13 protein-coding genes and 2 pseudogenes are annotated in these 17,584 nt (G+C 71.1%); 8 read left to right on the top strand and 7 right to left on the bottom strand.

The features are described from left to right. Positions 1-8: 8 nt before the first annotated feature. Positions 9-750: pseudogene (locus tag LE548_RS33095) on the bottom strand (hypothetical protein). Between the two features lie 102 nt (positions 751-852). Beyond that, the gene (locus LE548_RS33090; protein ID WP_225100694.1) at positions 853-2,016 is read right to left on the bottom strand and encodes an oxygenase MpaB family protein; all 1,164 of its coding nucleotides are present in this window, start codon (positions 2,014-2,016) and stop codon (positions 853-855) included. A 313-nt stretch (positions 2,017-2,329) separates the two neighbouring features. On the opposite strand from LE548_RS33090, the gene LE548_RS33085 reads away from it, so the two are divergent. Then, the gene (locus tag LE548_RS33085; RefSeq protein ID WP_225100693.1) at positions 2,330-3,526 is read left to right on the top strand and encodes an IS110 family transposase; all 1,197 of its coding nucleotides are present in this window, start codon (positions 2,330-2,332) and stop codon (positions 3,524-3,526) included. Positions 3,527-3,666: 140 nt separating this feature from the next. Here the strand turns inward: LE548_RS33085 and LE548_RS33080 are convergent, their stop codons facing one another. Further along, positions 3,667-5,112: an MFS transporter gene (locus LE548_RS33080; protein WP_225100692.1), complete on the bottom strand. Its 1,446-nt coding sequence runs from the start codon at positions 5,110-5,112 to the stop codon at positions 3,667-3,669. A gap of 51 nt (positions 5,113-5,163) precedes the next feature. Between LE548_RS33080 and LE548_RS33075 the strand changes: the two genes are divergently transcribed. Together LE548_RS33075 and LE548_RS33070 are read left to right on the top strand one after the other, a co-directional pair. Next, positions 5,164-5,748 (top strand): ABATE domain-containing protein, encoded by a 585-nt coding sequence (locus LE548_RS33075; protein ID WP_225100691.1) that lies wholly within the window; start codon positions 5,164-5,166, stop codon positions 5,746-5,748. A gap of 158 nt (positions 5,749-5,906) precedes the next feature. After that, the gene (locus LE548_RS33070) at positions 5,907-6,779 is read left to right on the top strand and encodes an MFS transporter (protein ID WP_225100690.1); all 873 of its coding nucleotides are present in this window, start codon (positions 5,907-5,909) and stop codon (positions 6,777-6,779) included. A gap of 194 nt (positions 6,780-6,973) precedes the next feature. On the opposite strand, the gene LE548_RS46670 is transcribed toward LE548_RS33070, so the two are convergent. The 4 genes and pseudogenes from LE548_RS46670 to LE548_RS33055 form a co-directional block, all read right to left on the bottom strand. Beyond that, positions 6,974-7,540 carry a transposase gene (locus LE548_RS46670; protein WP_374116206.1) on the bottom strand — a complete coding sequence of 189 codons (567 nt, stop codon included), beginning with the start codon at positions 7,538-7,540 and terminating at the stop codon, positions 6,974-6,976. A gap of 77 nt (positions 7,541-7,617) precedes the next feature. Further along, positions 7,618-7,875, bottom strand: coding sequence for a hypothetical protein (locus tag LE548_RS33065; protein ID WP_225100689.1), 258 nt, complete (start codon positions 7,873-7,875; stop codon positions 7,618-7,620). A 495-nt stretch (positions 7,876-8,370) separates the two neighbouring features. Beyond that, the gene (locus tag LE548_RS33060) at positions 8,371-9,585 is read right to left on the bottom strand and encodes a lipase family protein (RefSeq protein WP_225100688.1); all 1,215 of its coding nucleotides are present in this window, start codon (positions 9,583-9,585) and stop codon (positions 8,371-8,373) included. A gap of 469 nt (positions 9,586-10,054) precedes the next feature. Beyond that, positions 10,055-10,186 (bottom strand): annotated as a pseudogene (locus LE548_RS33055) (IS5/IS1182 family transposase); the annotation flags it as partial. Here LE548_RS33055 and LE548_RS33050 point away from each other — a divergent pair. The 5 genes from LE548_RS33050 to uca all read left to right on the top strand — a co-directional run bounded on the left by LE548_RS33050 (position 10,157) and on the right by uca (position 17,581). Continuing rightward, complete coding sequence (locus tag LE548_RS33050) at positions 10,157-10,441, top strand: hypothetical protein (RefSeq protein ID WP_225100721.1); 285 nt, start codon at positions 10,157-10,159, stop codon at positions 10,439-10,441. The pseudogene LE548_RS33055 and the gene LE548_RS33050 overlap by 30 nt on opposite strands. Positions 10,442-10,611: 170 nt before the next feature. Further along, positions 10,612-12,216, top strand: a complete 1,605-nt coding sequence (locus tag LE548_RS33045) for an amino acid permease (RefSeq protein WP_225100687.1) — start codon at positions 10,612-10,614, stop codon at positions 12,214-12,216. 61 nt (positions 12,217-12,277) lie between these two features. Next, a complete protein-coding gene (locus LE548_RS33040) occupies positions 12,278-13,189 on the top strand; it encodes an urea amidolyase associated protein UAAP1 (RefSeq protein WP_225100686.1) in 912 nt (303 codons plus the stop codon). A gap of 1 nt (position 13,190) precedes the next feature. Beyond that, positions 13,191-13,991 (top strand): urea amidolyase associated protein UAAP2, encoded by an 801-nt coding sequence (locus tag LE548_RS33035; RefSeq protein WP_308030887.1) that lies wholly within the window; start codon positions 13,191-13,193, stop codon positions 13,989-13,991. Then, the gene (uca, locus tag LE548_RS33030; protein ID WP_225100685.1) at positions 13,988-17,581 is read left to right on the top strand and encodes an urea carboxylase; all 3,594 of its coding nucleotides are present in this window, start codon (positions 13,988-13,990) and stop codon (positions 17,579-17,581) included. The genes LE548_RS33035 and uca overlap by 4 nt, the downstream gene beginning before the upstream one ends. Positions 17,582-17,584 lie beyond the last annotated feature (3 nt).

Below are 17,584 nucleotides of genomic sequence, written 5' to 3'. Positions count from 1 at the left end.
GGGCCGGTTCAGTACGTCAGCACCGCCCACACGCCCGCACTGGCGACGGCAGCGGCGTAACAGCCGACCGCTGTGGCCACGACCCGCCGGCGTGCGTTCGCTCCAGGACGAGCGGGACAGCAGCCAGGCCAGCAGCGGCAGGACGAGGACGGCGTGCAGGCTGACACCGTGCAGGGGCTTGAGCGGGGCCGTGGAGTGGTAGGCGGCCTCCTGGTGGCCGGTCCGGGTCAGCACGACCCCGCGCGCGATCATCGCCGCGCCCGAGGCCAGCCCCACCAGCAGCACGGCGAACCCGGAGCGGACCGCGAGCGGCATGCCCGCGGGGCCGGTCGGCCGGTGCCGGAACGACGCGACGGCGAAGACCGTGAGGACGGCCACCAGGACGGCGCCGCCCACCGCGAGCATCATGGACACCGCGGTGTCGAAGGGCGTCTCCATGTTCAGATGCGAGGGAACCCGGCGCCACGCCTGCAGGGAGATCCCGCCGACCTCCACCACGCAGTCGGCGGCGAAGACGAGCAACAGGACCGCCTGGGGCCGCGCTCCGACCCGCACGTACGACGTGACCCAGGTGATCGCGATCAGCGTCAGCCCGAAGGAGAGCCCGAACGTGAACGGCTTGCGCCAGGAGACCGGGCCGTACCAGGGGCCGCCGTCGGCCGCGAACACCACCAGGTGTACGAGACCGGACAGGGCCAGGAGCAGCCCCGTCACATGACAGAGGCGGTCGACGGAGCGCGGAATCTTCATGGGCCAAGGCTCGCCGGAGCGGCCCGCACGGTCGTCGTCCGGCCGAAGACACCCGCCGTACGCCACCGGAAGCAGGGGCCTACGGCGTCCGGCCGAAGGGGATCACGGGATGACCGTGGCGGCGGGCGGGGTCCAGCGCCTGGTGCGAGGCACCGCGCCGGTGACGCCGTAGTCCTTCTTCAGGTGCTCGGGGATGGCGTAGTGCATCACGCGCCCCCGGGTGAGGGACGACAGCTCGAAGACCGTCGTGAGATGGCCGAGCCGGTCCAGGGCCCAGGCGCCGAGCGGGGAGCGGTCCTCGATGGTCTCCAGGACCCCGAGGAGGTGCGGGACGGCCTTGACCAGGGTGTCCCAGCGGGTGCGGGGCACCTGGAGCCAGTCGGCGCAGGTGTCGCCGACCAGATGGCGGACGAGGGCGGAGACGATCGGGTCGAAGAGGGTGCCGGGCACGACCTCCTCGTAGAGGTCGATGAGCTGCCGGGTCAGCTCCGTGCCCTCCTCGGAGGGGCCCATGTGGCGGATCATGTACAGGTCGAGGAAGCTTCGTGCCTCCTCCAGGGTCTTCGGCACGGCATCCTGGTCCACGCCGAGCATGGCGCCGACCACCCGCCAGGCGTAGTAGTAGGCCTCCGCCCCCTCCGTGGTCAGGTGGATGCCCAGCCGGTGCAGGCTGTCGAGGACCAGCAGCGAGAAGAACATCTGCCCGCCGATCATGTCCTCCTGGCAGATCGGCGTGCCCAGTGACGCGGTGTCCCAGCGGTCCTCGCGTGTCAGGTGGTGCCGGATGGACGCGTGCAGCAGCCGTACCTTCTGGGCGGCGGGGATGAAGCGGCTGCCCGCCTCGAAGGCATCGGGCTGCATCAGGTGGACCGTGAACTGGCCGGTCTCCGCCATCCGCTTGGCGGGGTACTTCAGTGAGTGCGTGGCCGACAGCAGCTTCGCCACGTGCGGGACCACGTAGCAGGCCGGCATGGAGGCGAAGGACAGCGCCGTGGAGATGTGCACGTTGTTGTCGATGAAGAACAGCCGCGCCTTCTCCATCTCGCCCCAGTCCACCCAGGCCGGCGGCACGTTTGTCGCCTGGAGGTACTCACGGGCCGCATCGGGCAGCCCGTCGGGCAGCGGAGCACCGGCCGTGGAGACGTACCGCATCAGCGTGTTGAAGGTGCCGCCCTCCCCGCGCGCGAAGAGGGCGGTGACGGTGGCGTCGGCGAGTTCGTCGCCGGCTTCCCGCAGGGCGTCCATCGAAGCCTCGGTGAAGGTCATGGCAGGGGCCCTACCTTTCTGATGGGTTCGAAATGATCATTCGTAAGATCAGCGGGACCCAGGGGCTCTGGGCATGGCAGATGGNGGCCCTACCTTTCTGATGGGTTCGAAATGATCATTCGTAAGATCAGCGGGACCCAGGGGCTCTGGGCATGGCAGATGGTGGGGAGACCGCTTGATGGCTCAAGGAGCTTGGCCACCCGGAGCCCCGCGACGACTCGACCGCCAATTGGGAGATGCGACTCGATCGCTGCGTAGGGCAACGTCGGCGAGGTCGTCTGCTGGGCTGTGAACACGCGATGAGCTGGCGGAGGTGGCCGTGCCCCGGATATGGGCCGGAGTGGACATCGGCAAGGAGCATCACCACTGCGTGGTGATCAACGCGGACGGTGAACGGTTGCTGTCGCGCCGGGTCCTGAACGACGAATCGGCCCTGCTGGAGCTGATCGGCGACGTCCTGGCCCTCGACGAAGATGCGTTGTGGGCGGTCGACCTGAACGGCGGCGGTGCCGCCCTGCTGATCGGACTGCTGATCGGCCACAACCAGCCGATGGTCTACATCACCGGCCTGACCGTGCACCGCGCCTCCGCCTCCTATCGGGGCGAGGGCAAGACAGACGCCAAGGACGCCTTCGTCATTGCCGACCAGGCCCGCATGCGCCGCGACCTCGGTCTGCTGCGCCCGGGCGACGAGGTCGCCGTCGACCTGCGCATCCTGACCACGCGCAGGGCCGACCTGGTGGCCGACCGCACCCGCCAGATCAACCGACTCCGCGCCCAACTGCTGGAGATTTTCCCAGCGTTGGAACGGTCTTTGGACCTGACCAACAAGGGCCCGGTCATGCTGCTGACGGGCTACCAGACGCCCGCCGCGATCCGCCGCAGCGGAGCCAAGCGCATCGAGACGTGGCTGCGAAACCGCAAGGTGCGCGGAGCCGCCACGCTCGCCAGAACGGTCGTGGAGGCGGCCGAGGCCCAGCACCCGGCCCTCCCCGGCGAGAAGCTGGCCGCTGCGATGGCGCTGCGGCTTGCGAAGGGGGTGATGGCCCTCGATGAGGAAGTCGCAGAAGTCGACGCGCTCATCGAGACCCGGTTTCGCGAGTACCCGCACGCCGAGGTGATCCTCAGCCTGCCCGGCATGGGCAAGCTGATGGGCGCCGTGTTCATCGCGGCCACCGGCGGTGACATGGACGCCTTCGGCAGCGGCGACCGGCTCGCCAGCTTCGCCGGCCTGGCGCCTGCCCCACGTGACTCCGGCCGCGTCAGCGGCAACCTCCGAAGACCGCGCCGCTTCCACCGCGGCCTGCTCAACGCGATGTATCTCTCCGCGCTCTCCAGCCTGAAGAGCTGCCCAGCCTCCAAGACGTACTACGCGCGCAAACGCGCCGAAGGCAAGGGGCATAAGCAGGCGCTGCTGGCGCTCGCCCGCCGCCGCGTCAATGTCCTGTGGGCAATGATCCGTGACGGAGCGTGCTATCAAGCAACACCACCTGTCACGGCAGCCGCTTGACATCAGCATTGGGAAGCTCCTTGNGATCCGTGACGGAGCGTGCTATCAAGCAACACCACCTGTCACGGCAGCCGCTTGACATCAGCATTGGGAAGCTCCTTGCTGGTCGAGGCGTTGTCGGATCAGTTGCAGGTGGACTGTCAGCGCGGGCTCCCACGCGTGGTACCGGGTTCAGGGCGGCGGTCGGCGGTAGGGTGCCGGGTCAGGCTGAGGACGAGTCCGGACAGGGGGAGTGCCGCGAGCACGGCGAGGGCCACCGGCACCGGCACGATGCCGGACAGACCCGCGACAGCGGCCGGACCGATCCCGCCACCCAGGGCGTTCATGAAGTTGAGCAGACCCTGTGCGATGTCTCGGTCCTCCGCGGCGACCAGGTCCGGCGCGAGGCTCACCAGTACGGCTTGGGCACCGGCGAACCCGCACACGGTCAACGCCGTGCCGAGGACGATCGGGACCGGCCCGGTGGAGACCGCGACCACGAGCACACCGATGACGGTGAGTGCCGCAAGCCCGGCCGACACCTGCCAGCCGGTGAACCGGTCGGTCAAGGTGCCGACCAGCTGCCCGGCCAGCACCGAGCAGGCCGCGGCCGGGACCAAGAGCACGCCGGCTTCCAGGGGGCCGCCGCCCGTGGCCTGCTCGATCAGGGACGGGGCGCGGAACAGCGCCCCGTAGTAGCCGGCGAAGACGGTCCCGCCGATGAGCCCGGCCGCCAGGAAGTCGCGGGATGCGATCACCCGTCGGGGCACGAACCCGTCGGGCGTGCTTCGCACGCGCCACCACAGTCCCACGGCGGCGAGCGCCCCGGCGGCGGCCACGACGAGCGTGACCGGAGCGGGCAGGCCGACCGAGTGTGCCTGCAGCAACGTGATCAAGGAGCCGGCGAGTACCGACAGCACGGCCGCGCCGACGATATCGAGTCGCCCGGTCGAGCCGTTTCGCTCGCCGCTACTGCTCCGCGCCAGCGCGCGCCTACTCGGTAATGCGGCCAGCAGGAAGGGTAGGGCGAGGGCCGGGATCGCGAGCACGGCACGCCACCCGAGCCATGCGGTCACCGCCCCGCCCAACAGCGTCCCGCACCCCGACGCCGTCGCGCTGGCGGCCGCGATGATTCCCAGGGCGCGGATCCGTTGCGGCTCGGGAAGGGCGGTGGCCGCGGCAAAGACGGCGATCACGGTCGCACCCGCCCCGGCGCCGCCGATCAGTCGGCCGACGATCACGACGGACAGTGTCGGCCCGGCTCCGGCGAGCGCGGAGCCCGCGGCGAGCGTCACGACCCCGGCGACGAGGACCTGGAAGGGGCTCCAGCGGACCAGCAGCCGGCCCGCGACCGGCATCGCGAGCGCGGAGGTCAGGGACCAGGCGGCGAGAATCCATGCGGTGGCCCCGAACGGCACCGCGAGTGCGCGGCCGATGGCCGGCAGGGCCACCGACGGCGCTCCCAGTGCCACGTACATCGGCAGCACCAGCATCCCCAAAGTCAGCGCCAGTCGACGCCCGTCCGGGGCGTCGACTCGCTCCGGTGCCGGGGCCCCTCCGGACGGGATCGTCTGCGGCGTCGTCCTCCGCCGAGCATGCTGTGACATGCTAAAGCTCCTTTGCGTGTAACATTACGAGGCAGTGCGGAGACACGTCAAATGCGGGATGCGTATTACAGCCCATTGGTGGTCCAGACGGCCGTCGACCTGGCCAACACCTTGAGGCCGGTCAAGGGAGAGGACGCGCTTGAGACCGTGGAGCAGCTCCGGGGCTTCCTCGACGACCATCCCGCGGCTGAGCCTCCGAGTTCGGCCGCGAACCAAGGGACCGGTCCGCGGCATCTCACCCGCGCCGACCTGGCGGAAGTCCGCGCGTTGCGCGAGACGGTGCGTCAGGTGCTCGAACGGGCCAACGCGGACGCGGTCGAAGCTGCGGCTCTGATCAACGACGGTCTGCGTCGCAGCCGCGCCACCCCGGTACTGCGCCACGAGGACGACCGCTGGTGGACCGAGGTGACCTCCGACACCGACCGCTGCTCGGCGCACCTTGCCGCGACTACGCTCAGCGCACTGGCCTCCGTGATCGCCACGCTCGGTCCCGCTCGTCTCGGCGTATGTGCCGGGCCGACCTGCCGGGCCACTTTCGTGGACCTCTCGCGCAACGGCTCGAAGCAGTACTGCACCCGAACCTGCTCACACCGGGCCAGCGTCGCGGCCTACCGGAGCCGTCGCAGCCCGCGTTGAGCGCCGGCACCTGACCCTGCCAGGCCGGCGCCGGAGTTTCGTCCGAGCCCGCCTTCGGTGAACTCGCTCGGGCCTCCGAGGGCGTTGCTCGCGATGCGATATACATCGCAGCGAAAGCCGCAATGCAGGCCCAAGACCGCAAGATCTCCGTTCCGAACGTGACCAACGACTCCGAGGCCGCGGCCAAGTTCGCCGCCGAGCACTCCCTGACTGTGACCGCGCACCTGTTCCAGGCCGAGATTCCCAAGGCCGCCGACGTACGCGTCACCGTGGTCGGCGAGCGGGTCTTCGCCCAGCGGGTGACCGCCCCCGACGGGGCGCTGGACTGGCGCTGCAGCGGCTGGGACGCGCTGGAGCACGCGCCCGTGCAAGTGCCCGCGCCCGTACAGGCCGCGCTGCACAGCTACCTGACCGGCTTCTCCCTGTTGACCACCACCTACTCACTGCCCATCGCCGTCGGGCTGATCACCGGCGGTCGCCTCGGCGACCTCTACGGCCGGCGAAAGATCCTGCTCATCGGCACCGTCATCTTCACCACGGCCTCGCTGATGTGCGGCCTCGCCGCCGGGCCGGGCGTGCTGATCGGGGCCCGCGCCCTCCAGGGTGTGGGAGCGGCCATCATGATCCCGCAGTTCCTGGCCACCCTCCACGTCACCTTCGAAGGGCAGAACCGCAGCAAGGTGTTCGCCCTGTACGGGGCCATCATGTATCGAGTCTCCCGACACCGGGCACACCGGCCCTTTTCCAGTGACCCGTTGAGCCGACCCCGGACGGTCCCCTCGAACCGGTTCACGCCAGGGGCTGAACGGTCTCCAAGCCGTCAAGGAGGGGGTCCTGGCCCCAGCCGACTTCGCTTACACGCAGAAAGAGCCCGCTTCGCCCGTGAATGCCGCACATTCCCCAGGCGAGTGACGGTCCCGCACGAACAAGGTGGTATGAGGCGCCGACAGCACGACATTCCCTCGGGAACTTCACCACGGTTCACCCTGACGAGCAGAGGTCAGTATCGGCGTACAAGCGGGAAACCTTGACTGCAACGTCGTCGCGGTCGTCAGCGTCCGGGAGGCCAGCGAGTAGTTCGAAGTCTTGCTTGCCGGTCGCCGCGTCGGCCACGACGCTGAGGGGCAGGGTCTCGAACTCTGAAGCGGACAAGGAAGCGTCCACCGCGACAGCGTGAGCGGCCAAGGACGCGAAGACCTTCATGAGCCGTTGCCCCACCGCCACGTCAATGCCCCAGGAGTGCAGCCGCTCTCGGCGGCGATCCTGACGCCATGGCTCCTGGTCCAGCAGTGGCAGCAGGACGCGCCCCCGGTACACGCAGCGACTTCACAGCATGTCGTGGTCCGAGGTCCTGATCGATCCTTTCTGCAGCAGTTGGGGGGCTTGCCGCCCGAGCGGCGCAGCTCTCCAACCTCCCACTCGAACGCCTGTACCACGAGGACGTCCAGCGGCTGCACCCACTCCCGTTTCGACGTCGACCACGCCCGGTTGGCGTTCGGCCGACGCCGCACGTGCACGTGCGCACCCTCGTGCGGTTTCGGGGGTCGGGCTCCCCCGCGAAGAAAATCGTCGCGGACTTCAGCACCTCGTTGACCTCGCGAAGGCCCTTGTTCTCCGCCCGCAGCCTGCGCAGCTCCTCGCGCTCGTCCGTGCTCACGCCCGAGACCTGGCCTGCGTCGATTTCGTGCTGCATCACCCAGCGCCGCACGGACTCCCGGGAGACACCGAGCGATTCGGCGACCTGGACGTGCAGTGCGCGCTCCGAGGAGTACTCCGAACGGTGCTCTGTCACGAGCCGCACGGCCTGGCTACGAAGGGCTGCGTCAACCTTCTTGGGCACGTGTCCCACGCTCTCTGCTGGCTCACAACTCAGCGGCAAAGAAGTCGGAACGGTTCAGTCACCACCGAATGTGAGACAGGGCCGTCAAATTGACACACCCTGCCTTCGGGCCAGTCGTTGACACGTTTTCGGATGGCGGCCGCCTCGAAGGCAACGGCGTTCACCAGGCCATGCTCGGCAATGCGCTCACCGGCTGGCCAGTCGCCGAGGTAGTGCTGTTGTTCCAGCAGGCCAGGAGTATCTCGTTGTTTGCGGACCGAGGTCTCGGGCGTGACCAGCGCGCTCACGCGGCGACCGCCGGGATGCTGTTGCTGGTGAGGAACTCGGCGATCTCATCGTGCCTCACGATGTGCCGGGCTGAGTCAGGGCGGCTGGGACGGGCGGCTGCAAGTCGGCTCTCGCAGCAGCTGAGTTCGCGCTCTGCAAGACACGTGCATTCTCCGGGGTCAACGCGACGTACGGGGCCCGTTTCTCGACCTTGCTGCACGTGACACTGGGGCTGTCCCTTGGATGGCCATGAGGTCATTCGCGCTGGTTCAAGGCTCTCGTCAGCTGGCGGTTGGCCCGTCTGGACCCGTTCGCCCAGGCAGCGCACTGCCTGGGCGGGCTCGTACGTGTACGGGGGCGGGTGGCTGGCTGACCCTTCGCCCCGGCGTCGGGTCAGTCTTTCTTGCCGGAGGCGAGTTCGCGGCTGCGGGCGCGGGCAGGAGGTCGGCCGACCGCCGCGGCCTGCGCAACAGACGGCGGCGGCCATGCAGCCGACAGGGCCGCCCGGTCCCGGTTCACCGGCGGTTCGCCAACCCCCTGAACCACTGCAGGATCTTCGGGTACGAGACCAGCGCCGAGCCCGTGTGGTCGACGTTTCCGGCGTTGACGACCGGCGCGTCGACTCCGTTGGCCGCCAGAGCATGTTGGCAGGACAGCGTGTTGGCGAGGGCGACGTCAGTGTCCAGGTTGCCGTCGTAGAGGCGGACGGGGGCGTGCGGAGCCCAGTCGGTGCACACGGCGTCATCGGTGCGCAGGATGCGTGCGAGCACCCCCCTGGGGTGCTTCAGGCGCTCGATGAACCGCGGGGTGAGCAGTTCCTCCGGGGTGCCCGGGAGCCCGGCCGCGATCTCCTCCTCGGGGTGGCTGCCGTCGAAGAGGGCGGGCACGGTGTTCGCGTAAGGAGCCCGGAAGGCCTCGTCGGCCGAGCTGTAGAGGGGGTGCAGCCGGTTCCAGGCGGTGATCACATAGGCGAGGTAAAAGGTCGCGGTCCGCGGTGCCAGCCGGCCGTCGAAGGCGGCGGGGATCTCGGCGCCGCTGAGGTCGTACGGTCCGCTCACGGGGGCCAGCGCCGTCAGTCGCAGGCCCGGGACGGCCTCGCGCTGCAGGGCCCGGCCCAGGCCCATCGCGGCGGCAGCGCCCTGGGAGAAGCCGGTGACCATGACCTTTCCGTCCGCGATCACCCCCTTCTCGGCCTCGAAGGCGCGTGCGGCCTTCAGCATGTCGACCGAGGCCGTGGTCTCCGAACCGATGTCCATGTAGGGGTGCGGCCCGGTGCCGAGTCCCAGGCCCAGGTAATCCGGGGCGACGGCGGCGAAACCCGCGCCGGCGAACATCACCGTCACCGCACGGTCCGCACCGTCGGCGACCGACCCGGCGCCGCCCCGGTAGGCCAGGGTGCCATGGGTGTACGAGACGGTACTGAGCCGTCGAGGACCGTGGCCGGAAGCGGCACGCGGAAGCGTGACCAAGCCGCTGGCGATGGTCGGCCGACCGGTCGCAGTGATCGTCCGGTAGGTGATGCGGTAGACGTCGACACCGTTCTTCGCGGCGTCCGGGGCCACAAAGCCGATGTCCTTGACGTACGCGGTGGCCTGGGCGACGTCCATGCCCTCCAGTTCGACGGCGGAGACCAGCGTGCCGCGCTGCGGTCCCGCGACGCGCGCCGGCCCGGTGGCCAGGGCCGGGGCCGCGGTGCCGGCCGCGACGGACAGGCAGACCGCGGCGACCAAGGCCGCACGAGCGCGGCTGCGGCGAGGGGACCGGAAGGGGCGGGTGGATGGGGTGGAGACGTCTCGTCGGCTACTCAGTGGCATCGTCTGATCCGCTCTTTCGAAAAGGACTGCTGACAGGACATCACTCTTCCGTTCCCGGCTCCTTGAGCCCATGAGGCTGCTCCCCCGACCGGGGTGAGGAGAGCGGGGTGGGGCAAACCCCCCGGGAGGCTGTTGGTCAGGACCGGCCGGCGATGGATCACCCAAGGCGTCGTCAGGGGGCGGGACGGTTGCCCCAGCGGTTGCGGCCCGGGCAAGCGCCGGGATGGGCGTGCGGAGGGCGCCGCATCAGCCCAGCCGCCCGTCGGCCGCATGGTGATGTGGTTGATGTCCACGCCCGCGCCATGAGAACCGGGGCCTCCCCCTGAGTGGTGGAGACGCTGATACTGGATCTGCTTGATCCGGACGAAGTGAGAACACCGCCGATGGCGTGAAGCAGCCACGCGAGTGACCTCTCCACCACCCACCTGGGCAGCGGGACCACGAACCCCTGCGCATCCTTGGGCCTGCTCACGGTCTTGACCGTGAGGTGGAGGAAGGACTTGGCCCAGTCGACGAGCGGATCACCGTGGTCTGGTTCCCGACACCGGCGGGCACGCCGTACGTCGGGGCGGGCATGTGGGTGCCCGACAACAACGCCACCGGCCAGCTCGCGGTGGTGGACCTCGCGACCGGGACGGTGCTGCGCACCCTGACCGGGGTCACCGCCGCCGGACGCGGCGGGGCGGAGAACGCCCTGCAACTGGATCCGGCGACCAGGACCGGCTGGACGTACGGGCCGGGCGACCGGCAGATCCAGCAGTTCGGCTACTGATCGCCGGGCCGCTGCAGCCACGAAGGGGCCCACCCCTGGCCGGAGTGGGCCCCTTCGTGGCTGCGGATACACGAAGTTAACCCCTGCGACCCGGGCGGGAGACAGGTCCGGCCGACGATCGCCATACCTGTCAAGCGACAGGTATTCGTCGACCGATCGGAGGTGCGGTGATGAGCCGGCCCCAGATTCCCCCCGGGCACAGTGCGCACGTCGGCGCCACGACCAGGACCGCTCCCCTCGGCTACCAGCAGGAACTCCGCCGCGGAGTGGGCGGCTTCGCCTCCTTCGCCGCCGGCTTCTCCTTCGTGTCGATCCTCACCACCGTCTTCCAGTTGTTCGGGCTCGGCTTCGGCCTCGGCGGCGCATCGTTCTTCTGGACGTGGCCGCTCGTCTTCGCCGGGCAGTTGCTGGTCGCGCTCTGTTTCGCCGAACTGGCGGCACGCTGGCCGATATCCGGGGCCATCTACCAGTGGTCGAGCCGACTGGCCGGCACCACGGCGGGCTGGTTCGTCGGCTGGATCATGGTCATCGGTCAGATCCTCACCGTCGCGGCGGCGGCGATCGCCGCGCAGGCGGTCCTGCCGGGCATCTGGTCGGGGTTCCAGATCGTCGGCGGACCGGGCGCCGATCCGTCGGTCGGCTCCCCGACCGGCGCGCGGAACGCGGTCCTGCTGGGCTGTCTGCTGCTGGCGGTCACCACGGTGGTGAACATCCTGGGCATCCGTCAGATGGCCGCCGCCACCAGCTTCGGCGTCACCGTCGAGATCATCGGCGTGATCGCCCTCGTGCTGGCGCTGTTCTTCCTGCCCGAGCGGGGCCCTCGGGTGGTGCTCCACCACACCGGCTGGGCCGGACACGGCGGCTATGCCGGGGCCTTTCTGGCCTCCTCCCTGATGGCTGCGTACGTCATGGTCGGCTTCGACTCGGCGGGCGAGCTGGCGGAGGAGACCCACAGCCCGCGCCGTACCACCCCCCGTACCATCCTGCGGGCCCTGATCACCTCGGGCGTCGGCGGGGCGCTGCTGATCCTGTCGGGGCTGATGGCGGCGGGCAGCCTGACCGACGGGAAGCTGGCCGCGGGCGGACTGTCCTGGGTGCTCACCGACCGGCTCGGCTCGGTCGTGGGCCGGCTGCTGCTGTGCTGTGTGGCCGTCGCGGTGTTCGCCTGCACCCTGGCCGTGCAGACCTCCGGGGCGCGGATGATGTACTCCATGGCGCGCGAGGGCGCCCTTCCGTTCCACCGGCGCCTCGCGAAGGTCTCGGCCCGCACGGGCACACCGGTCACCACGTCGATCGTGGTGGGTGTCGCGGCCGCCGCCGCGCTCCTCGTGAACATCGGCCAGGCGGCGATCTTCACCGCGCTCTCCAGCCTCTGCATCGCCCTGCTGTACCTGGCCTATCTCGGTGTGACGCTGCCGCTGCTGGTCGGCCGGATCCGGCAGCGGGCCGCCGGCGGGCTGCCGGCGGGCGTCGACGAGACCGGGCGGCCCCTGTTCTCGCTGGGCCGGTGGGGAGTGGCGGTCAACGCGGTCGCGGTGCTCTACCAGGCCGGGATGACCGTCAACCTGGTCTGGCCGCGCGCGGAGATCTACGACCTCACCGGCGGTACCTGGTGGCTGCGTTGGAGCGCCCTGCTGTTCATCGGGCTCAGCCTCGCCGCCGGTGCCGGCTACTTCCTGGCCCGCCGGCTGCACCGCCGTATCGAGCTGCGGCACGTGCCGCACACGCACGCCGAGCCGCCCCGCGAGGCCGCGGCCGTCGCCGAGCCCGCCTGAGGGTCCGGCGACGCGGACAGCGGCACCGGCCACGCACCGACGAAGGGACGACGGGAGCATCATGACCACCACGCAGAGTCCGACGGCCGGCGCGCCGCACGGCAGCCACCCCGACGGGCGGGTTTCCGCCCGCGCCCGTGATCTGCATCTGACCGACAGTGTCCGCAGCGCCCGGCGCGACGCCCGTGCCCAGGGCGGGCGGTCCGGGGAGTGGATGCCGTACCTTCCGGCGTCCGGCAGCCCGCACCGCCCGCCGGGGGTGGACCCGGCCACCCTGGTGTGGGCGGAGACGGTGGCGCCCGGCGGCTACACGCACAAGGTGCTCGCCCGCGGCACCCGGCTGCGGTTCGACGACCCGACCGGCGACGCCTGCGCCCACCTGCTGCTCTACAACGCCCTGGAACCGGTCGAGCGGCTCAACGTCGCCGACACCCAGAAGGTGCCCTGGCAGGCCTACCTGGGCGAGAACCATCCACTGCTGTCCGGGGACGGCCGGGTCCTGGCCGTCGTCAGCGCCGACTCCTCCGGCCGGCACGACGCCTTCTGCGGCACCACCACCGACGCCTGGAACGAGCGCAAGTACGGTGACGCCCGGCCCGAGGGACCGTCTCCGTCCGGGCGTGGGCTCTTCCTCAAGGCGGCCGCCAAGCACGGTCTGGGCCGGCGCGACCTGCCGCCCGGCGTGTCCTTCTTCCAGGGCGTGCGCGTCGAGGCGGACGGCACCCTCGGCTGGCAGGGCAGCGCCGGACCGGGCACACATGTCGAACTCGTCGCGGAAATGCCCCTGTTGGTGCTGGTCGCCAACGTCGTCCACCCGCTGGACCCGCGCCCGGAGTACGTCGTCGGCCCGCTGCGGGTGCACGCCTGGCGCGGCACCCCGACCGGCCCCGGCGAGCCGCGCTTCACCGCCACGCCGGAACTGCACCGGGCGTACCTGAACACCGTCGACTACTGCGAAGCACGGGGGCTGTGACATGGCGACCACACCGAGCGGGAACACACCGGTCACCTGCCCGACCGTCTCGGGCGGCACCGTCGCCTCCACCGTCCCGGTCGGCGCGGTGTACGCGGAGGACTCCCGCCTGGACCGGGGAGCGAGCCTGGTCGAGGGCACCGTCGTCCTCGACGAGACGGTGGCCCCCAACGCCCCCTGGTCGGCGGTGGTACGCAAGGGGCACGTCCTGACGATCGTCGATGTCGGCGGCAACCAGTCGGCCGACTGCCTCCTGTACGACGCCGACGATCCCGAGGAGCGCTACAGCGTCCCCGACACCCTGGCCTGGCAGGGCACCGCCTATGTGCGCACCGGCACCGTGCTGCGCAGCAACGAGGGCCGCCCGCTGATGACCGTCGTCGCCGACGAGATCGACCGCCAGGACACCATCGGCGGCGCCTGCGGCAAAGAGTCCAACACCCTGCGCTACGGCCACCACGTGATGTTCCAGCACGGCTGCCGGGAGAACTTCCTCGCGGAGGCCGGCCGACGCGGTCTCGGGGTGCGGGACCTCGTCTCCAACCTCAACTGGTTCATGAACGTGCCCGTCGAGGCGGACGGCGCGCTGGGCATCGTGGACGGCATGTCGGCGCCGGGCCGCCGGGTCGCGGTGCGCGCCGAGACGGACGTCCTGGTGCTGGTGTCCAACTGCCCGCAGATGAACAACCCGTGCAACGACTTCAACCCGACCCCGCTGCGGATGCTCGTCGTGGACCCGGCACCGGCGGCCGGCGAAGCACGCTCCGCGCGGGCCGCCGGCACTCCGGAGGGAGCCGCGTGACCCGTCCCACCGCCGTACTCGTCGCCAACCGCGGTGAGATAGCCCGCCGCGTGATCCGTACCGCCCGCAGGATGGGGCTCGCCACCGTCGCCGTCTTCTCCGACGCCGACCGGGCCGCGCCGCACGTCCGCGAGGCCGACCACGCGGTCCGCCTCGGACCGGCGCCGGCCCGCGAGTCGTACCTGCGCGGCGAGGCGATCATCGAGGCCGCTCTCGCCCGGGGCGCGGGCATCATCCACCCCGGGTACGGCTTCCTCTCCGAGAACACCGCCTTCGCCCGTGCCGTGGAGGAGGCGGGCCTCAGGTTCGCCGGGCCCACCGCCGACCAGATCACCGCCTTCGGCGAGAAGCACACCGCGCGCGCCCTGGCGAAGGCGGCCGGAGTGCCGCTGCTGGCCGGAACGGAACTGCTCGCGAGTGCCGAGGAGGCCGTCACCGCGGCCTCCTCGATCGGGCTGCCCGTGATGGTCAAGGCCACCGGTGGCGGCGGCGGCATCGGTATGCGGGCCTGCGCCACGGCCGGCGAGGTGCGCGAGGCGTTCGCCCGCGTCGCGGCGCTCGCGGAGTCCAACTTCGGCTCCGGCGGGGTGTTCCTGGAGCGCCTGGTGCGCCCCGCCCGCCATGTCGAAGTGCAGGTCTTCGGCGACGGCACCGGCCGGATCGCCGTACTCGGCGACCGGGACTGCTCGTTGCAGCGCCGCAACCAGAAGGTGATCGAGGAGGCCCCCGCCCCGGCGCTGCCCGCGCGGGTGCGCGCGCTGCTGCACGACTCCTCGCGCCGGCTGCTCGCCTCGGTCGGCTACCGGGGCGCGGGCACCGTGGAGTTCGTCTACGACCCGGTGCGCGAGGAGGCCGCCTTCCTGGAGGTCAACACCCGCCTCCAGGTCGAACACCCGGTGACGGAGGAGGCGTACGGCGTCGACCTCGTCGAACTCATGCTGCTGCTGGCCCGGGACGGCGAGGTCGACGACGCCGTGTTCGAGCGGGAGTGGGCACCCGCCGGGCACGCCGTGGAGGCCCGCGTCTACGCCGAGGACCCAGGCAAGGACTCGCTGCCCTCCTCGGGTCTGATCACCCGGGCGGTCTTCCCCGGCGAGGGTGCGGACGCCATGCCCGGCGTCCGCGTCGACGGCTTCGCCGAGACCGGCCTGGAGGTGTCGCCGTACTACGACCCCATGCTCGCCAAGGTGATCGCCAAGGGCACCACCCGCGACGCCGCGTTCGACCTGCTCGGCCGGGCCCTGGCCGCGAGCCGGGTCGACGGCATCGTGACCAACCTGGGCCTGCTGCGCGAGCTGACCGTGCGGGGCGAGGTGCGCGGGGCGGTGCACAGCACCAGCACGCTCGACACCGCCCGCGACCCCGAGCCGCGCATCGACGTGCTGGTGCCGGGGGCACTGACCACCGTGCAGGACCTTCCCGGCCGGCTCGGCCACTGGCACGTGGGCGTGCCGCCGAGCGGGCCGTTCGACGCCGTCTCGTTCGCCGAGGCCAACCTGGCCGTCGGCAACCCGCGGACGGCGCCCGGCCTGGAGGTCACCGCGGGCGGGCTGACCCTGCGCTTCTCGCACGCCACCGTGGTCGCCGTCACCGGCGCCCCTGTCCCGGTGACGGTGGACGGCACCCCGGCGGCCCGGTGGGAACCGGTGCCGGTGTCGGCCGGCGCCACCCTGGTGCTCGGCCCCTGCCAGGGGCCCGGCCTGCGCAGTTACCTGGCCGTCCGGGGCGGGATCGACGTACCCGCGTACCTGGGCAGCGCCTCGACGTTCACCCTCGGCGGTTTCGGCGGGCACGGCGGGCGGGCGCTGCGCGCCGGGGACGTCCTGCGGCCCGGGACCGCCCGGGCCGCGGGCGGCCGCCCCACCCCGGCCGGGCGGCGGCCCGCGATCGTCTCGCACTGGCGGATCGGTGTGACCGAAGGCCCGCACGCGGCACCCGAGTTCTTCACCCGCGAGGACATCGACACCCTCTACGCCACCGACTACCAGGTACACCACAACTCCGCCCGCACCGGCATCCGCCTGATCGGGCCGAAACCCCGGTGGGCTCGCCAGGACGGCGGCGAGGCCGGACTGCACCCCTCCAACATCCACGACACCCCGTACGCGGTGGGCGCGTTGGACTTCACCGGGGACACCCCGATCGTCCTGGGGCCCGACGGGCCGTCCCTCGGCGGGTTCGTGTGCCCCGCCGTGGTCGCCAGCGGTGACCTGTGGAAGCTCGGCCAGGTCCGGCCGGGCGACACCGTCCGCTTCGTACCGGTCAAGGAAGCCGACGCGGCCGGCCTCGACGCCCGCCGTGCCTCCCCCGCGCCGACCAGCGCGGGCGGTGACGGTGACGACGGCGTGCTGGGCCGTCTGGAGGCCACCGACGCCCGGCCGGCCGTCACCTACCGCCGGGACGGCGACGACAACGTCCTGGTCGAGTACGGTCCCATGGTGCTCGACCTCGGTCTGCGCATGCGGGTGCACGCCCTGCAGGAGACCCTGGCCGCGCATGCACCCGACGGCATCGTGGACGTCACCCCGGGCATCCGTTCCCTCCAGATCCACACCGATGCCCGCCGGCTGCGGGCCCGTGACCTGACGGCCCTGCTGCGCGAACTGGAGGATGAGGTCCCGCCCAGCAACGAGCTGGTGGTGCCCTCCCGCACGGTGCGGCTGCCGCTCAGCTGGGACGACCCGGCGACCCGGCTGGCCATCGAGCGGTACATGGCCGGGGTGCGCGACGACGCCCCCTGGTGCCCGTGGAACATCGAGTTCATCCGCCGTATCAATGGCCTGGAGAGCGCCGACGACGTCTACCGCACCGTCTTCGACGCCTCCTACCTGGTGCTCGGGCTCGGCGACGTGTACCTCGGCGCCCCCGTGGCCACCCCGCTCGACCCACGCCACCGCCTGGTGACCACCAAGTACAACCCGGCCCGCACCTGGACCGCGGAGAACTCCGTCGGCATCGGCGGCGCCTACCTGTGCGTCTACGGCATGGAGGGCCCCGGCGGATACCAGTTCGTCGGCCGCACCGTGCAGGTCTGGAACCGATTCCGCAGGGGTGGCCTGTTCCAGGACTCCCCCTGGGCGCTGCGCTTCTTCGACCGCATCGAGTGGTATCCCGTCACGGCGGAGGAACTGCTCGAACTGCGCGCCGAGACCGACGCCGGCCGCGGTGACTTCCCGGTCGAGGAAGGCACCTTCTCGATCGCCGAGCACCACGCCTTCCTGGCCGCCGAGGCCGACTCGATCGCGGCCTTCCGGCAGCGGCAGAGCGCCGCGTTCGAGGCCGAGAAGCGGCGCTGGCGGGCCGCGGGCGAGTTCGACCGCGACGACGACCCGGAACCCGCGACGGCCGCCGCCACCGTCACCGTCCCGGACGGCGCGGTCCCGGTCACCGCGCCGTTCACCGCCACGGTCTGGCAGATCACCGCCGAACCCGGCGCCACCATGGCCGACGGCGATCCGATCCTCTCCCTGGAGGCGATGAAAATGGAGTCGAAGGTACAAACCCCCGCCGCCGGAACCCTGCTGGAGATCTACGTCAGGCCCGGCGAACAGGTCGCGCCCGGCCAGATCCTCGCGGCGGTGCGAGCATGAGTG

Source organism: Streptomyces sp. CoH27, from assembly GCF_020181035.1.
Taxonomy (GTDB): domain Bacteria; phylum Actinomycetota; class Actinomycetes; order Streptomycetales; family Streptomycetaceae; genus Streptomyces; species Streptomyces camelliae.
This window is presented reverse-complemented; position numbering and strand designations above follow the sequence as displayed.